At 66.2% G+C, this 14,862-nt stretch carries 16 protein-coding genes; 4 read left to right on the forward strand and 12 right to left on the reverse strand.

Features of this window, described 5'->3' with window-relative positions; translation table 11 throughout:
- Positions 1-313: 313 nt before the first annotated feature.
- The 12 genes from flgL to CR156_RS08440 form a co-directional block, all read right to left on the reverse strand.
- Positions 314-1,516, reverse strand: a complete 1,203-nt coding sequence (gene flgL, locus CR156_RS08385; protein WP_100552483.1) for a flagellar hook-associated protein FlgL — start codon at positions 1,514-1,516, stop codon at positions 314-316.
- Positions 1,513-3,393 carry a flagellar hook-associated protein FlgK gene (gene flgK, locus CR156_RS08390; protein WP_100552484.1) on the reverse strand — a complete coding sequence of 627 codons (1,881 nt, stop codon included), beginning with the start codon at positions 3,391-3,393 and terminating at the stop codon, positions 1,513-1,515. Before flgK ends, flgL begins: the two co-directional genes overlap by 4 nt.
- 8 nt (positions 3,394-3,401) lie before the next feature.
- Entirely contained in the window at positions 3,402-4,595 is a 1,194-nt protein-coding gene (flgJ, locus tag CR156_RS08395) for a flagellar assembly peptidoglycan hydrolase FlgJ (RefSeq protein WP_100552485.1), read from the reverse strand.
- Between the two features lies 1 nt (position 4,596).
- On the reverse strand, positions 4,597-5,739 hold the full coding sequence (locus CR156_RS08400) for a flagellar basal body P-ring protein FlgI (protein WP_100552486.1): 1,143 nt from the start codon (positions 5,737-5,739) through the stop codon (positions 4,597-4,599).
- A 2-nt stretch (positions 5,740-5,741) separates the two neighbouring features.
- Entirely contained in the window at positions 5,742-6,434 is a 693-nt protein-coding gene (gene flgH, locus CR156_RS08405) for a flagellar basal body L-ring protein FlgH (protein WP_025879104.1), read from the reverse strand.
- Positions 6,435-6,456: 22 nt separating this feature from the next.
- Positions 6,457-7,242 (reverse strand): flagellar basal-body rod protein FlgG, encoded by a 786-nt coding sequence (flgG, locus tag CR156_RS08410; RefSeq protein ID WP_025879105.1) that lies wholly within the window; start codon positions 7,240-7,242, stop codon positions 6,457-6,459.
- A gap of 103 nt (positions 7,243-7,345) precedes the next feature.
- Positions 7,346-8,095 (reverse strand): flagellar basal body rod protein FlgF, encoded by a 750-nt coding sequence (locus CR156_RS08415; RefSeq protein ID WP_089241045.1) that lies wholly within the window; start codon positions 8,093-8,095, stop codon positions 7,346-7,348.
- Positions 8,096-8,127: 32 nt separating this feature from the next.
- Positions 8,128-9,351 (reverse strand): flagellar hook protein FlgE, encoded by a 1,224-nt coding sequence (gene flgE, locus CR156_RS08420; RefSeq protein ID WP_100552487.1) that lies wholly within the window; start codon positions 9,349-9,351, stop codon positions 8,128-8,130.
- 32 nt (positions 9,352-9,383) lie between these two features.
- Positions 9,384-10,067, reverse strand: a complete 684-nt coding sequence (locus tag CR156_RS08425; protein ID WP_100552488.1) for a flagellar hook assembly protein FlgD — start codon at positions 10,065-10,067, stop codon at positions 9,384-9,386.
- A gap of 23 nt (positions 10,068-10,090) precedes the next feature.
- Entirely contained in the window at positions 10,091-10,498 is a 408-nt protein-coding gene (gene flgC / locus CR156_RS08430) for a flagellar basal body rod protein FlgC (protein ID WP_025879109.1), read from the reverse strand.
- 3 nt (positions 10,499-10,501) lie between these two features.
- A complete protein-coding gene (gene flgB / locus CR156_RS08435; RefSeq protein ID WP_089241053.1) occupies positions 10,502-10,897 on the reverse strand; it encodes a flagellar basal body rod protein FlgB in 396 nt (131 codons plus the stop codon).
- A gap of 151 nt (positions 10,898-11,048) precedes the next feature.
- The gene (locus tag CR156_RS08440; RefSeq protein WP_089241055.1) at positions 11,049-11,993 is read right to left on the reverse strand and encodes a chemotaxis protein; all 945 of its coding nucleotides are present in this window, start codon (positions 11,991-11,993) and stop codon (positions 11,049-11,051) included.
- 134 nt (positions 11,994-12,127) lie between these two features.
- Between CR156_RS08440 and flgA the strand changes: the two genes are divergently transcribed.
- The 4 genes from flgA to CR156_RS08460 all read left to right on the forward strand — a co-directional run bounded on the left by flgA (position 12,128) and on the right by CR156_RS08460 (position 14,809).
- Entirely contained in the window at positions 12,128-12,784 is a 657-nt protein-coding gene (gene flgA, locus CR156_RS08445; protein WP_100552489.1) for a flagellar basal body P-ring formation chaperone FlgA, read from the forward strand.
- Positions 12,785-12,859: 75 nt separating this feature from the next.
- Positions 12,860-13,165: a flagellar biosynthesis anti-sigma factor FlgM gene (gene flgM, locus CR156_RS08450; RefSeq protein WP_025879113.1), complete on the forward strand. Its 306-nt coding sequence runs from the start codon at positions 12,860-12,862 to the stop codon at positions 13,163-13,165.
- Positions 13,162-13,500, forward strand: a complete 339-nt coding sequence (locus CR156_RS08455; RefSeq protein ID WP_025879114.1) for a flagella protein — start codon at positions 13,162-13,164, stop codon at positions 13,498-13,500. Before flgM ends, CR156_RS08455 begins: the two co-directional genes overlap by 4 nt.
- 91 nt (positions 13,501-13,591) lie before the next feature.
- On the forward strand, positions 13,592-14,809 hold the full coding sequence (locus CR156_RS08460; RefSeq protein WP_099818410.1) for an ATP-binding protein: 1,218 nt from the start codon (positions 13,592-13,594) through the stop codon (positions 14,807-14,809).
- Positions 14,810-14,862 lie beyond the last annotated feature (53 nt).

Consider the following 14,862-nt stretch of genomic DNA (forward strand, 5'->3'; position numbering starts at 1 on the left):
ATTTCGTTGCAGCCGAATTTCGTCGCTGAAAGCTGTTTTTCCCTGGATTTCCGCTGGCCCGGAAGGAGCGGGGTGAACCCTGGAAGGGGCGGCCAGGCACGACCAACCCACGCAGATGAAGGTATCGGCGGGGGCCGGCTGGGCTTGATGGGCGATCCCGGAACATCCACCGGGCATGGCCCGGCGCTACCAGGGCCAACCCTTTGGTAACGCTGGGCCGTGCCCGGCGAGCGCAGCGGTACATGACCGCAGAAACGAAAAAGGCCGCGATGCAGGGCATCGCGGCCTTGGGCTCCAACGCTGGCGCGTGGAATCAGCGGATCTTGTTGAACAGTGACATCGACTGCATCTGCGAGAACAGTGTCTGTGCCGCCTGCAATGCGGTGCTTTCCAGCTGGTACTGGCTCAACGCATCGGCGTAGTCCAGGTCGCGCATCTGCGACAGCGTGGTCTTCAGCGTTACGCCATTGGCCTCGCGCATCTCCGCCGCATTGTCCAGCGCCTTCAGCTGCGCGCCACCGGCAGCGCGGGAATCGATCATCCGTTCCGCAGCGCGGCCGACATCACGCAATGCGCTCTGCAGCTCGTTCTGCTGCGCGGCCATCTTCGCCGGCGTACCCGTATCGGCGTCAAGGGCGGCGATCAGCTTGTCCATGGTGCCGAAGATGTCGCGGCTGCTGGCGGCCTGTACGTTGAAGCTGTCCCCAGTCGCTGGCGTGCCCGCGATCTGCAGGCGAACGCCATTGATCTCCAGTTCGCTGCCGGCCTTGTAGGTGCCGGTGCTGGTCACGTTGCCGGCACCGTCCAGTACTTCGTACTGGTTGGCGGCCGTGAAGCGCACACTGAACGATTGCCCGTTCCAGCTGTCGCTGCCGTCGCGGGTGATGTTGGTCAGCACGCCGTTGCCGGTGTTGCCTGCCGCTGCGCTGCCATCGACGAAGCCATCGCCGGTGGGAATGCGCAGGAAGATCTCACTGCCGGGCAGGGCATCGCGCACGTAGGTGTCCGGGCCGACTTCGACCTGGCGCTGGGTCTGGTCGCCGCGATAGACAACTTTGCCGTCAATCTTGGCGAACGGCGGATCGCTGTCGTTGGTACCACCGAACACGTAGCGGCCGGTGCCATCGCTGCTGTTGGCCAGCGACAGCAGACCGTCGCGGATCTGGTTCAACTCGGTGATCAGGGTCTTCTTGTCAGGCGCACTCAAGGCGGGATTGCTGGCCTGGATGGTCAGATCGTTGACGCGTGCCATCAGGTCGTTGACCTGGGCGAGGGTGTTTTCCTGCACGCCCAGGCGGTTCTGCACGTTGTTGCCGTTTAGCTTCATGCGTTCCAGGGCGGCCAGGCTGCGGTCCAGGCCAACCGCGGCACCTGCGGCGACCGGATCGTCCTTGGCGCTGACGATCTTGCTGCCGGTGGCGATCTGCTGTTCCAGATGGCTGAGCTTGGCCTGCTTGGCCATCATCAGCGCCACCGACTGGCTGTACATCATTCCGGTGGAGATGCGGTTGCTCATCGGCGCACGGCTCCCAGAATGGTCTGGAACATCGAGTCGGCGGTGGAGATCAGCTGCGAGGCGGCCTGGTAGGCCTGCTGCAGGCGAAGCATGTCAGCCGCTTCCTCATCCAGGTTGACGCCGGAGACTTCGTCACGCGCGGCCTGCGCCTGGTCGGCGATCACCTGCTGCGCCCCCAGCGAATATTCCGCCGAACGCGCCGCAGCGCCGACCTGGGTGGTCAGCCCGCCCAACGCGCCGCCCAGCGTTACCGTGCCGGCGTTGAACGCCTTGGCAGATTCCACCTTGGACAGCTTGGTGGCATTGCTGTTGTCCGACGAGCCGGCCGGGGTCGGGGTGATGTTGAAGGTGTCGCCGTTCTTCGGCACGCCATCCAGCACGAAGCTCCAGCCGTTGGCGCTGATGGTCTGGCCAGGAGTATAGGTCTGCGGCGGGCCACCATCGATGGTGTAGGTGGTGGCCGAGGTGAACACGATCGCAGCAGGATTGCGCAGGTTGGCGTTGGCCGAGTCGGTCACGGTCACGCCGCTCAGCTTGCCGGTACCGGTGTTGGCCAGTGCCGCAGCGCCTTTGATCGCGGCGGCCGCGGCAATGCGCGACGGATCGGTGATCGCCATCTCCAGGCTGCCGGCCACGCCGGCCGTCGGCTGCAGCAGGAAGCGATCGTTGGCCGCCGGGGTACCACCGACCACCAGCTTCACGCCGTTGATGAGCAACGGGTCGGCGGCAGTGCCGGTGCCGGTCAGCGGAACGCTCGCACCGGTGTCGGCGCGGCTGGCGGTCCAGTTGCTGCCATCGAACTTCAGGACGATGTTCTGCGCTTCCAGTTTGCCAAGGTCGCCATAGCTGGCGCTGATCGAGCCGGTGCCGGTGTTGCTGGCATTGCCGGTGACACGCGGCGTGCCGATGTTGAAGAAGTCGCCGCCCATCTTGCCGTACAGATCGATGCCCTGGCGATGGGTGCTGTTGAACGTCTCGGCCAGGCCGACAGCCAGTTTGCCCAGTTCGGCCTGGGCCGGGGTCAGCACGGTGTCGCGGAACTCGAGCAGGCCACCGATCTGGCCGCCCACGGCCTTCGGGTCCAGGGTAATGGTGCCGCCCTGGGTCTGCAGTGCGAGCTGCAGGCGCTCGGGCTGGTACGGGTCGGCCACCGTGGTGACCTTCGATGCAGTGGTGCCCACCACCAGCGCCTGGCCGCCGGCGGTGTAGACGTTCATGATGCCGCCGTCCTGGATCACCGCCGTGCCGCCGGTGTAGCCCACCAGCTGCGAGATCAACTGGTCGCGGCGATCGAGCAGGTCGGGCGCGGCGTTGGCGATGTTGGTGCCGATCGCGCCGTTGATCTGCGCGATCTCCGACGCCAGCCGGTTGACCTCGGTGGCACCGGCCATCAACCCGTTGTTGACCTCGCCATTGAGGTTGTTCAGGTGGGTGTTGAGCTGGCTGAAGCGGTTGGCCAGCGCCTTGCCACCATCAAGCATGTTCTGCCGGTCGGCAGTGCCGGCCGCGTTGGAGGACAGGCCGCTGACGGTGTCGAAGAAATTCGACCAGACCCCGGCCACGTTGGTGGCTGCGTCGGAGAACAGCGCATTGACCCGGTCGGCCATGCCCGAGAGCTGCTTCAGGCGCGCCAGCTCGCCGCCGCTGTCGAGCAGGCGCGAGATCGCCAGCTGGTCGGCCGCGCGGCGGATGTCGACGATGCGGGTGCCGTTGCCAACGTCGCCGTAGCCATAGTTCTGCGGGGTGGCAGTGGCGAAGTCGACCTTCTGCCGGCTGTAGCCGGGCGTGTTGAGGTTGGCCACGTTGTGGCTGGTGGTGGCCAACGCACGCTGGAAGGCGAGCAGGGCACTGGTACCGGTGGAAAGTACGCTGGACATGGGGTTCCTCAACGACGAGTGATACCCAGCGCCGCGGTTGCGGTGCTGGCGAAGGTCTGACCGATGCGTGAGCCGGCGTCGGCCACGGCGGCCACGGCGCGCTCGATGGTCGGGCCGCCGGCGATCGCGGCGATCTTGGCCGCGTAGCGCGGATCGGTGGCATAGCCGGCGCGTTGCAGGCCGCGCGCGAAGCCCTGCACATCGGTGCCGGCCTGCAGCGCCTGCTGGTAGCGCGGGCTGGTCTTCAGCAGGCGCACGTAGTCGGCAAAGCTCTCCGCGGGCGAGGTGTAGGCGCGGAAGCTGGCGGTCTCGTTGCGGCGCACGCCATCGACATACTCATGGGTGCCGGCGGTAGCGCTCTGGCCCTTCCAGCCGGTGGCCTTGATGCCGAACAGGTTGTGCGAGGTGCTGCCGTCGGCATGCTTGATCTGGCGCTTGCCCCAGCCGGTTTCCAGCGCTGCCTGCGCAACCAGGGCGCGGGCGTCCACGCCCAGTTCCTTGGCCGCGCTCTGCGCGTGCTGCCAGATACTGGCGACGAAGCCTTCGGGTGTGTGCGCGCCCAGCTGGGCGACGGCGGTGCGGGTGGCCAGTGCATCGGCCGGGGTGCCGCTGCTGCCGCGGTTGCTGGCGGTCGGTGCCCACTGGTCGCTGGCAGCGGCCCAATCGGCACCGCCGATGGCGCCGGCATAGGGATCGTCGGTGCCCAGCGAACGGTGCATGCTGCTGCTTTCCCGGCCCGCGATCAGGTCCAGCGCCTGCTCCATCGGTGCGACCGAAGACTGCGCGCCCTCCTGCACACCGGCCGCCATCTGCTGCAGCATGCGCACGGCCTGGCCGGCATCCTGCAGCGGCAGCGACGGCGCCGCCGGCGCATTGAGCTGGTAGGCGCGGCTGGCCTTGGCCGGATCCACCCGGGTATCCAGTGCCGGGCCATCGGCCTGCGCGCCGGACAACTGGCGGGTGATCATGCTCGACAGGCCCAGACCCTTGCCGCGGGTCATCGCCTCGGCGATCTTCTGGTCGTACATCTCCCGGAACATCTTGTTCTCGCCCGGGAACAGCGAATCGCCGAAGCTGGCATCACGCATGCTCTTGACCAGCATCTGCGCGAACTGGCCTTCAAGCTGGCGCGCGACCTTGTCGATCTTCGCCGGATCGTTCTGCTGTGCGGGGCTCAATTCGAATGCGGGAGTGATGCGCATGTCAGATCACCTCGAGCTCGGCGCTCAGGGCGCCGGCCTGCTTCAGTGCTTCCAGGATCGCGATCAGGTCACCCGGTGCCGCGCCAACGGCATTCACCGCATGCACGATCTCGTCCAGGGTGGTGCCGCCATTGAACTTGAACATGCGGCTGCCATCGTTGGTGGCGGTAATGGTGGACTGCGGCGTGGCCACGGTCTGGCCACCGGCAAAGGCGTTGGGCTGGCTGACGTTGGTGTTTTCCTGGATGGTCACCGTCAACGAACCATGCGAGATCGCGGCCGGGCCGACCCGTACCTGCTGGCCGATGACCACGGTGCCGGTACGCGAGTTGACCACCACCTTGGCCGGCGCAGCACCCGGGGTCAGTTCCAGGTTTTCGATACGGGCCAGCAGGCCGATGCGCGCACCGGCATCGGTCGGCGCACGCACAGCAACCGTGCCACCGTCCACCGCGCGGGCCGAGCCCTCGCCAAAGGCATTGTTGAGTGCACCCACCATCCGCGAGATGGTGGTGAAGTCGCTGTTGTGCAGGTTCAGGGTGATCTCGCCGCTGGCACCGAATACATCGGGCAGGGCGCGTTCAACGGTCGCACCGTTGGGAATGCGGCCGACGCTGGGCACGTTCACCGAGACGCGCGAACCATCCTTGCCCTGCGCGCCAAAGCCGCCGACGATCAGGTTGCCCTGAGCAATCGCATAGACCTGGCCATCGGCACCGCGCAACGGCGCCATCAGCAGCGAGCCACCACGCAGCGACACGGCGTTGCCGATGGAGGAAACAGTGATGTCGATCGGCTGGCCGGGCTTGGCGAACGGCGGCAGCTCGGCATGGATCGCCACGGCGGCAACGTTCTTCAGCTGCGGGTTGACGTTGGCCGGCACGTTGACGCCGAGCTCGCCCAGCAGGTTCTTCAGGCTCTGCACGGTAAAGGGCGCCTGGCTGGTGCGGTCACCGCTGCCATCCAGGCCGACCACCAGGCCGTAGCCCACCAGCGCATTGCCACGCACGCCACCCACCTGGGCCAGGTCCTTGATGCGCTCGGCGCTGGCGGGCGCAGCGATTGCCAGAAGGAGGAAGAATGATCCGTAGAGCGACGCCATGCGTCGCTGCCACGTAGAAGAGAAGAAGAGTTTCATGGCCATACTCAGAACGGCGTCAGGCCGGAGTTGAAGAAGCGGCTCAGCCAACCCATCGCGTTGGACTGCGCGACAGGGCCGCGGCCGCCATAGACGATGCGCGCTTCAGCCACGCGGCTGGAGGGCACGGTGTTGTCCGCGCTGATGTCGCCGGGGCGCACGATGCCCTGTACCTGCACCAGCTCATCACCCTGGTTTAGCCGCAGGTTCTTCTGCCCCTGCACCACCAGGTTGCCGTTGGGCAGGCGCTGCACCACGGTCACGGTCACGTTGCCCTGCAGGCGGTTGCTCTGCGCGCTGTTGCCCTTGCCGGTGAAATCACGCGCGCCCTTGGCCGTCGCACTCAGGATGTCCTTGCCGCCCAGGGTGACCGGTGCGCCGAGAATCGACGGCGTACCGAGGCTCAGGTTCGATTCCTTGTTGGTGGCGGTGTTGGCGCTGGTCTGCGCGGTGGTGTTTTCCAGCAGGGTGATGGTCAGCAGGTCGCCGACATCGCGCGCACGGCGGTCCGAGTACAGCTGCAGGGTCGGGCCGGCGGCGTAGATCGCGCCTGCGGTCGGCTCGGCCTGCGGCGGCATGATCGGCTGCAACGGCGCCATCGTCGGATAGGGGCGCACGTCGCCAGCGATCACGCAGCCACCGAGCAGGGCAGCCACGGCGCAGGCGAGGGCAGTACGGGCGAAGGAAGAAAGGGGCGACATGGCAGTTTCCCGGTGAGGGCGGTCAGAGCTTGTTGCTGAGGTAGCCGAGCATCGAGTCGGTGGTCGAGATCGCCTTGGCGTTCATTTCGTAGGCGCGCTGGGTTTCGATCATCGACACCAGCTCTTCCACCACGTTGACGTTGCTGCCTTCCAGCGCCCCCTGCACCACGGTGCCGAGGCCGTTCAGACCGGGGTTGCCGTTCTGTGCCGGGCCCGACGCGGTGGTTTCCAGGAACAGGTTTTCACCGCGTGCCTGCAGGCCCGCCGGATTGACGAAGTCGGTGAGGGTCAGCGCACCGACTTCCACCGATGCCGCACCGTCAGCCATCTTCACGCTGATGGTGCCGTCGGTACCGATGGTCACCGACTGCGCGCCTTCGGGAATCTGGATGCCCGGCTGCACCGGGTAGCCACTGTTGGTGACCAGCTCGCTGTCCTGGTTGATCTTGAACGAGCCGTCGCGGGTGTAGGCCGAGCTGCCGTCGGGCATCTGCACTTCGAAGAAGCCGCGGCCGTTGACCATCACGTCAAGCGCGCGGCCGGTCTGCTGCTGGCTGCCCTGTTCGAAGTTCTTGGCGGTGGCCACCACGCGCACGCCGGTGCCGATCTGCAGGCCGGTGGGCAACTGGGTCTGTGCCGAAGACGAACCGCCGGGCTGGCGCACCTGCTGGTACAGCAGGTCCTCGAAGCTGGCGCGGTCCTGCTTGAAGCCGGTGGTGTTGGTGTTGGCGAGGTTGTTGGAAACCACCGACATGCGCATCTGCTGCGCATCCAGTCCGGTTTTCGCGATCCACAATGCCTGGTTCATCTTCGGAGTCCTGTCTGGGTGAAGCCGGCCGCGCGATGCGGCCCATGGGGTAGGGAGTGCAAGCGGCGTGCCAGCACCGGCGCAGGCCGGTGCCGGGATTCCGTCAGCTGCCCAGGCGCAACAGGCTGTTGGCGCTGCGCGCGTTGTCATCGCCGTGCTTGATCACCTGCACCTGCATTTCGTACTGGCGCTGCAGTTGGATCATCTGTACCAGCGCGCCGGCGGCATCGACGTTGCTGCCTTCCAGCTGGCCGCTGTGCACCGCCGTGCCCTGCGCCTGGGCGAACGGCTGCAGCGGATCGGTATTGCGGAACAGGCCATCCAGGCCGCGTTCGAGGCGCTCATCCGGCGCCTGCACCACCTTGATCCGGCCGATCATCGCCATCGTCTGCGGGCCTTCGCCCTGCGGGATGATCGAGATCGTGCCGTCGTTGCCGATCTCCATCGCCTGGTAGGGCGGGATCGCGATCGGGTTGTTGTTGTCGTCCAGCACCGGACGGCCGCTGGAGGTCACCAGCTGGCCGTTCGGAGTCACCGACAGCGCGGCACCGCGGGTGTATGCCTCGCTGCCATCGGGGGACTGCACGGCCAGCCAGGTGCCGGTCTGCAATGACAGGTCCAGCGGCTTGCCGGTGATGTGCTGCGCGCCGGCCGTGCGGTTGAAGCCCGCATCGACGTGCAGTGCATCCACCCGCGAGGCAAAGCCCGGGCCACGGATCGGGAAGGCTTCGGTATTGGCCAGCGCTTCCTTGAAGCCGGGAGTGTCCGAGTTGGCGAGGTTGTGGCTGAGCGTTCCCTGCGCCTGCAGGGAGGCGCGGGCACCGGTCATCGCCACGTAAAGGGCTTTATCCATGCGGGGAGTTCCGTGACAGGGTCAGCAGGTCATCAACGGATGTTGATGACGGTCTGGGTGATCTGGTCCTGGGTCGTGATCATCTGCGCGTTGGCCTGGAAGTTGCGCTGCGCGGTGATCATGTTGACCAGCTGTTCGGTCAGGTCGACGGTGGAGGACTCGAGCGAACCGGCCTGGATCTTGCCGAGGTTGGAGGTGTCGGCGGCGCCGGTGCGCGGCGTGCCCGAATCGAAGGTCTCCACCCACAGGTTGTTGCCCTTCTGTTCCAGGCCCTGCGGATTGTTGAAGCTGGTCAGCGCCACCTGGCCCAGCGGCTTGTCGTCGCCGTTGGAATAGCGGGCGAACACCACGCCGGTTTCGGAAACGGTGATCTCGTTGAGCTTGCCGGCGGCGTAGCCATCCTGCTGGGTGTTGCGCAGGGCGAACTTCTCGCCGTACTGGGTCGAGCCGCTCACATCCAGCGTCATGTTCAGCACGCCAGCGCCGGTGGTCGGGGTGAAGGTGCCCAGGCTGATCCTGCCGTTGGCCGGTGCGGTCAGCTTGCCGGCGTTGTCGAAGGTCAGCGGGGTCGGCGCGCCGGCCGGCTGGCCATCGACGTAGTTGTGCACCGTCCACGCGTTGGTGGCCGCTTCCTTGACGAAGTAGGACACCTGGGTATGGCTGACGCCCAGCGAGTCATACACGGTGATGCCGCCGCTGGAGTGGCTGTAGCTGTTGGAATTGGTGGGGTCGAAGGTGGTCACCGTCGGCTGCTTGGCATTGCCCGGCAGGGTGAAGCCGACCTTGACTTCACTGGTCTGCTTGGGCGGGCTGTCGGTGGTCAGCAGCTGCAGATCGACCAGGCGGCCAGCATCGAAGTTGGTGCCGTCGGCGTTCGGTGCCAGCACCTGCAGGCGTGCGCCCTGCGGGTTGACCACGTAGCCGGCGGCGTCGGTCTGGAAGTTGCCCGCGCGCGAGTAAACGCGTGCACCGTTCATGTTCATGGTGAAGAAGCCCTCACCGGAAATGGCCATGTCCAGGCTGCGGCCGGTCTGCTCGTTGTTGCCCTGGATGAACTGCTGGGCCACGTTGGAGACACGCACGCCCGAACCGATCGCGTTCTTGGACAGGCCATAGCTGGTGGCGGCGAACAGGTCGGCAAATTCCGCACGCGACTGCTTGAAGCCGGTGGTGTTGACGTTGGCCACGTTGTTGGCGGTGACACTAAGGTCCGAGTTGGCAGCGTTGATGCCGGACAGGGAAATGTTGAAGCCCATGGGATGCTCCTGTTGGATGCGGTGGGTGCGGCTCAGCTGACGCGGAGCACGTAGTCGAGAGGGGCCGTGCCCAGGCCCTTGAGATTCAGGTAGAGGCCGTCGGAACCGACGGTCACGCTTTCCACCGGTGCCTGCACGAAGGTTGAAAGCTTGGTGCTCTTGCCGGTGGTGTCGACGTGGTTGGCGACGATGTTGTACTTGCCCGGCTCCATGCGCTTGCCGTTGGCATCCTTGCCGTCCCAGGTGAACGCGGTCTCGCCGGCAGCCTTGGCTTCAACGCTGATCGAGGTGACCTTGGCGCCGTTGGCGTCGGTGACGTCCACGGTGACGATGCCGGCGGCAGGTGCGGCAACCGTGCCTTCCACCGAACCTTCCTTCTCCAGCACCAGCTTTTCCGATGGCACCAGCACCTGGTGGCCGACCAGCGCCGCGCCACGCAGCACCTGGTCGCTGGCCATCGACTCCTGGAAGCCCTTCACCGACTTGTTCAGATCGGTGATGCCCTGCACGGTCGACATCTGCGCCATCTGCGAGACCATCTGCGTGTTGTCCATCGGCTTCAGCGGATCCTGGTGCTGCAGCTGTTCGGTCATCAGGCGCAGGAAGTCGGCCTGGTCCAACGTGTTCTTTTTCTTGGTGGCGTTGCTGTTGGGGGCGTTCAGGCCCAGGGCGGTGTAGACGTCCTGGTTGCTCTGGTTGTTGACGGCAGTGGTCATGACGGTGTCCGGTGCAGCGGGCCTCAGCGGCCCATGGTCAGGGTGGCCAGGGCCAGTTCCTTGGCGGTGGTCAACATCTCCACGCCGGCCTGGTAATTGCGCGAGGTCGAGATCAGGTTGACCATCTGCGCCACCGGATCGACGTCGGGCTGGTAGATGTAGCCATCGCCGTCGGCCAGCGGATGGCCCGGCTCGTAGCGCTTGATCGGCGCCGCGTTGCTCTGGGTGATTTCCTTGACCTGCACCGAGGTGATGTTCGGATCGGTCTTGCTGGTGACCGCCTGGAAGATCGGTTCCAGCGGCTTGTACACCGCGTCGGCGGAGCCGGCGATGCTGTCAGCGTTGGACAGGTTGGAGGCGATGGTGCTCATGCGCACCGACTGCGCCTGCAGTGCGGAACCGGCGATGTCGAAGATCGGGAGGTTGCTCATGGCTTATTGCCCCGTGATCGCGGTGAGCATGGAACGCACCTTGCTTTCGACGAAGCTCAGCGAAGCGCGGTATTCCAGTGCAGCGCGGCCATAGGCGGCGCGTTCGGCATCGGGGTCGACGGTGTTGCCGTCGATGCTGGGCTGCACGCCCTCGCGGGCCACCTGGAACGGATTGAGGCCACTACTGATTTCGTAGTGCTGCTCGTTGGTGGTGGTCATCAGGCCGTTGGCATCCAGCCCTTGGGCGTGGCGCAGGGCCGAATCGAAGTCCAGGTCCTGGGCCTTGTAGCCGGGGGTGTCGGCATTGCCGAGGTTGCTGGCGATCAGCTTCATGCGCTGTTCGCGCAACGGCATTGCCTGGGCATGGACGCCCAGGTAGTCGGTAATCAGGTTGCGCACGGTGCACTCCCACGGGAACATTGCCCGGGAAGCTGCAAGCGGTGTGCCAAAGGCGTGGGGTCAGATCCCCGCAGGGGCTCTGACCCCGAGGGTCACGCATTGCGATGTATGGGGTCGGAGCCCCTTCGGGGGTCCGACCCCACGGGCGGCCTTACGCCGCCATCGCCACCTTGCGCAGGCGGTCCAGCACGAAATCGGCCAGCTCGTGCGGCGAATACTTGGCGACGAAGGCATTGGCACCCACGCGCTCGACCATCGCATTGTTGAATACGCCCGACAGGGAGGTATGCAGCAGCACGTACAGCCCGGACAGGCCGGCATGCCGCCGGATTTCCGTCGTCAGCGTATAGCCGTCCATCGCCGGCATCTCGATGTCCGAGATCACCATGGCGTAGCGATCGGCCGGATTTTCACCCGAGGCATGGATCTGCAGCAGGTGGTCCAGCGCCTGCTTGCCGTCCGAGAGCAGGGTCGCACCCACCCCCAGCTGGTCCAGCACGCTGCGGATCTGCTGGCGCGCCACCCGCGAATCATCCACCACCAGCACCTGCAGCTGCGGGGCATCGGCGGGCATCGCCATGGCCGGGTCGAGCACCGCTTCACCGCGCACCTGGGCGATGTCGGCCAGCACGCTTTCCACGTCGATCACCTGGATCAACTCGCCCTGGAAGCGGGTCACCGCGGTCAGGTAGCTGGATTCGGCGCCTAGTTCCGGCGGCGGGTGGATGTCTTCCACCGCGATGTTGACGATGCGCTCCACGCCGCTGACCAGGAAGCCCTGGATCGAGCGGTTGAACTCGGTCACCACCAGATAGCCCGGTGCAGTGTCCGCATCCGGCTCGCGCTCGGGGTGGCCGATGGCCAGGCCCAGGTCCAGCACCGGCACCGAGCGGCCGCGTACATCGGCCACGCCGGCAAACTGGCCGGGCAGGCCGGGCACCTGGAACAGCTCCGGGCGGCGCAGCACTTCCTGCACCTTGAAGACGTTGACGCCAAAAAGCTGACGTCCGCCGAGGCGGAACAGCAGCAGCGCCAGGCGATTGTGGCCGGCCAGTCGGGTTCGCTGGTCGATCCGGTTGAGCAGGTCATGGGACATGGCTGCTGTATCGGCGCGGGCAGGGCGGAACTTGAGGGCCAGTGTACAGGGCCGGGCACGCAGGGATTTCCGTGCGCTGGCTGTGGCACGCAGCTTGCACGCGTCTGGGCCAGGTCTTACCGACAGGAGGCGCCATGCGCCGCATTGCTTCTTTCCTTGCCATTGCGCTGGCCGTGGCCGCGCCGTGGGCAACTGCGGCCGACTGGCAGCCGGTGGCCAGCATCCGTGCCGCGGCACTGTCGACCTTGGCCGCCGGTACCGAAGGTGAGGCTGTCGTCGCCGATGCGCTGCGCCTTCCCCGCTGCGGCGGCGCACTGCAGGTGCAGCCCACCGCCAATACGACCGTGGAAGTCAGTTGCCCCGACGCCGGAGGCTGGCGCCTGTTCGTGCCGGTGAAGGTGCGCCGCAACCAGACCGTACTGGTGTTGACCCGTGGCATTGGCACTGGAGAATCCATCGCCGCCGCCGATATCAGTACCGCCCAGCGTGACGCGGCACGGATTGCCGGCGCAGTGCTGGCCGATCCTGCCGCAGCGATCGGCCGCATCGCCCGTCGGCCGTTGCCGGCGGGAACCCTGTTGTCCAGCAACGATCTGGTGGCGCAGCGTCTCATCAAGCGTGGAGACAATGTGGCACTGGTATCGCGGCGTGGTTCGGTCGAGGTCCGCATCGCCGGGCGCGCACTGGGCGATGCCGGGCAGAACGAGCGCGTCTCAGTGGAAAACCTGTCCTCGCGCCGTATCGTGCAGGGCACGGTGGACGCGGCCGGTGACGTAATCGTGGCGCGTTGAAATAATGCAGAATTCCCCTAAAGATCACGGCCCTGCGGCCGTTATCCCTTGTGTACGGCAACTCCAGGACACCCCATGAGCCAGAAAATCGACGGCAACCTGCAGGTCCCCCAGGCACTGCGCAGCGTGACCACCCCGGCCGCCAAGCCCGGCGTGAGCACCGATTCGGCGGCACGTCCGGTCGAGGCGGCCGACAGCCTGCGCCTGACCGGCGAAGCCACCAACCTGCAGGCCATCGAGCGTGAGCTGAGCACCGCCCCGGCGATTGACGCCCAGCGTGTTGCAGCAGTGCGCGAATCGCTGCAGAACGGCACCTACAAGATCAATCCGGACGCGATCGCTTCGCGCATGCTTGAACTGGACCAGCAGCTGCAAGGATGACCGCGGCGATGAGCGAGCCGCTGCAGCGCCTTGCCCAGGCCCTGGACGTTGAACGCCAGGCCCTGGTCGAGCACGACGTGCACGCACTGATCCGTGCCACCGGTGCGAAGCTGGAAGCGCTGCGTGCGCTGGAAGGCGCGCCACCGGTGGGCGAGGGCGAGCAACTGCAGGAACTGGCCGAGCGCAACCGCGCCAACGGCGTGCTGCTGTCGCGGCGCCGGCGCGAGGTCAACTGGGCACTGCGCCAGATGGGCCGCACCGAAGAGTCCTCGGCATACGATGCCAAGGGCCAGTCGCACACCGTCACCGCGCGGCGGCCACTCGCCGTCGCCTGACAGGCCGGCGGTCGGCTGACCGTCCGATGGCGGCTGTCGGCCGCCGCATGAACGCGTATATTGGGCGCCTGTTTGATCGCCCCGAGCCGCCGTGTCTGCTGCCAACGTTCTGGTTACCGCCCCCCTTCCGCCGCAACCGGTGCTGCAGGCCCTTCTTGAGCGCCTGCGCGAAGGCTTGCTGCTGTTCACCGAAGATGGACAGGTGGCCTTGGCCAACCCGGCCGCACAGAGCCTGCTGGGCAGCGACGAAGGCGCCTTGCCGCCGCCGCAGCGCCTGCGTGAACTGCTGCCGCCGGATGCCCTCGAACATGCGCGCCAGCACGGTCACTGGAATGGCAGCCTGCCGCTGGGCGAGGGCGTGGTCATCGCCCATCTGTACTTCCATGGCGAGCCCGGTTCGGGGCACTACCTGGCGTTGTTCCGCCATATCGAAGGCCAGGAAGACTACGAGCGCGAACTGCAGCAGCGCCATGCCGAACTGCGCCAGGCGTACCTGCGCTTGAACGGCACCCAGGAAAAACTGTTGCAGTCGGAGAAGATGGCCTCCATCGGCCAGCTTGCCGCCGGCGTGGCGCACGAGATCAACAACCCGATCGGCTACGTGCATTCCAACCTGGGCAGCCTGCAGGAATACCTGCGCAGCCTGTTCACGGTGATCGAGGCCTACGAACGTGCTCTGCGTGCGCCGGACCCGAAGGCGTTGATTCCGGAAATCGACGATATCCGTGACCGCCTGGACATCGATTTCATCAGCCGCGACCTGCCGCAGCTGATGGCCGAATCACGCGAAGGCATCGAGCGGGTCACCCGCATCGTGCGCGACCTGAAGGACTTCTCCTATTCCGGTCGCGACGAGTCGTGGAAGCTGGTCGACCTGCATTCCGGCCTTGAATCGACCATCAACATCATCTGGAACGAGCTCAAGTACAAGGTGCACCTGGTGCGCGAGTTCGGCCAGCTGCCGCTGGTGGAATGCCTGCCGTCGGAGTTGAACCAGGTCTACATGAACCTGCTGCTCAACGCCGGTCACGCCATCGCCGAGCGCGGCACGATCACCGTGCGTACCGGCGTGGACGGCGACACGGTGTGGGTGGAATTTGAAGACACTGGCGGCGGCATCTCGCCGGAACTGCGCCAGCGCATCTTCGATCCGTTCTTCACCACCAAGCCGGTGGGCAGCGGTACCGGCCTGGGCCTGTCGATCTCCTACAGCATCATCAACAAGCACCACGGCCGCATCGATCTGGACAGCACGCCAGGCGTCGGCTCGCGCTTCCGCCTGGTGCTGCCGATCAAGCAGCCACGGTAAAGGCCTCTGGTAGTGCCGGCCGCTGGCCGGCAACCCGATGAAATCGGCTACCC

This window comes from Stenotrophomonas lactitubi (assembly GCF_002803515.1).
In the GTDB taxonomy this organism is placed as follows: domain Bacteria; phylum Pseudomonadota; class Gammaproteobacteria; order Xanthomonadales; family Xanthomonadaceae; genus Stenotrophomonas; species Stenotrophomonas lactitubi.

Bases quoted from the DNA above. Each gene is read 5' to 3' on its own strand.
- flgC (WP_025879109.1), bottom strand. From the start codon at position 10,498: ATGAGCAACCTCCCGATCTTCGACATCGCCGGTTCCGCACTGCAGGCG.
- flgE (WP_100552487.1), bottom strand. From the start codon at position 9,351: ATGGGCTTCAACATTTCCCTGTCCGGCATCAACGCTGCCAACTCGGAC.
- flgG (WP_025879105.1), bottom strand. From the start codon at position 7,242: ATGAACCAGGCATTGTGGATCGCGAAAACCGGACTGGATGCGCAGCAG.
- CR156_RS08415 (WP_089241045.1), bottom strand. From the start codon at position 8,095: ATGGATAAAGCCCTTTACGTGGCGATGACCGGTGCCCGCGCCTCCCTG.
- CR156_RS08455 (WP_025879114.1), top strand. From the start codon at position 13,162: ATGACCGCGGCGATGAGCGAGCCGCTGCAGCGCCTTGCCCAGGCCCTG.
- flgL (WP_100552483.1), bottom strand. From the start codon at position 1,516: ATGAGCAACCGCATCTCCACCGGAATGATGTACAGCCAGTCGGTGGCG.
- CR156_RS08425 (WP_100552488.1), bottom strand. From the start codon at position 10,067: ATGACCACTGCCGTCAACAACCAGAGCAACCAGGACGTCTACACCGCC.
- flgJ (WP_100552485.1), bottom strand. From the start codon at position 4,595: ATGCGCATCACTCCCGCATTCGAATTGAGCCCCGCACAGCAGAACGAT.
- flgM (WP_025879113.1), top strand. From the start codon at position 12,860: ATGAGCCAGAAAATCGACGGCAACCTGCAGGTCCCCCAGGCACTGCGC.
- flgH (WP_025879104.1), bottom strand. From the start codon at position 6,434: ATGTCGCCCCTTTCTTCCTTCGCCCGTACTGCCCTCGCCTGCGCCGTG.
- flgA (WP_100552489.1), top strand. From the start codon at position 12,128: ATGCGCCGCATTGCTTCTTTCCTTGCCATTGCGCTGGCCGTGGCCGCG.
- flgK (WP_100552484.1), bottom strand. From the start codon at position 3,393: ATGTCCAGCGTACTTTCCACCGGTACCAGTGCCCTGCTCGCCTTCCAG.
- CR156_RS08440 (WP_089241055.1), bottom strand. From the start codon at position 11,993: ATGTCCCATGACCTGCTCAACCGGATCGACCAGCGAACCCGACTGGCC.
- CR156_RS08400 (WP_100552486.1), bottom strand. From the start codon at position 5,739: ATGGCCATGAAACTCTTCTTCTCTTCTACGTGGCAGCGACGCATGGCG.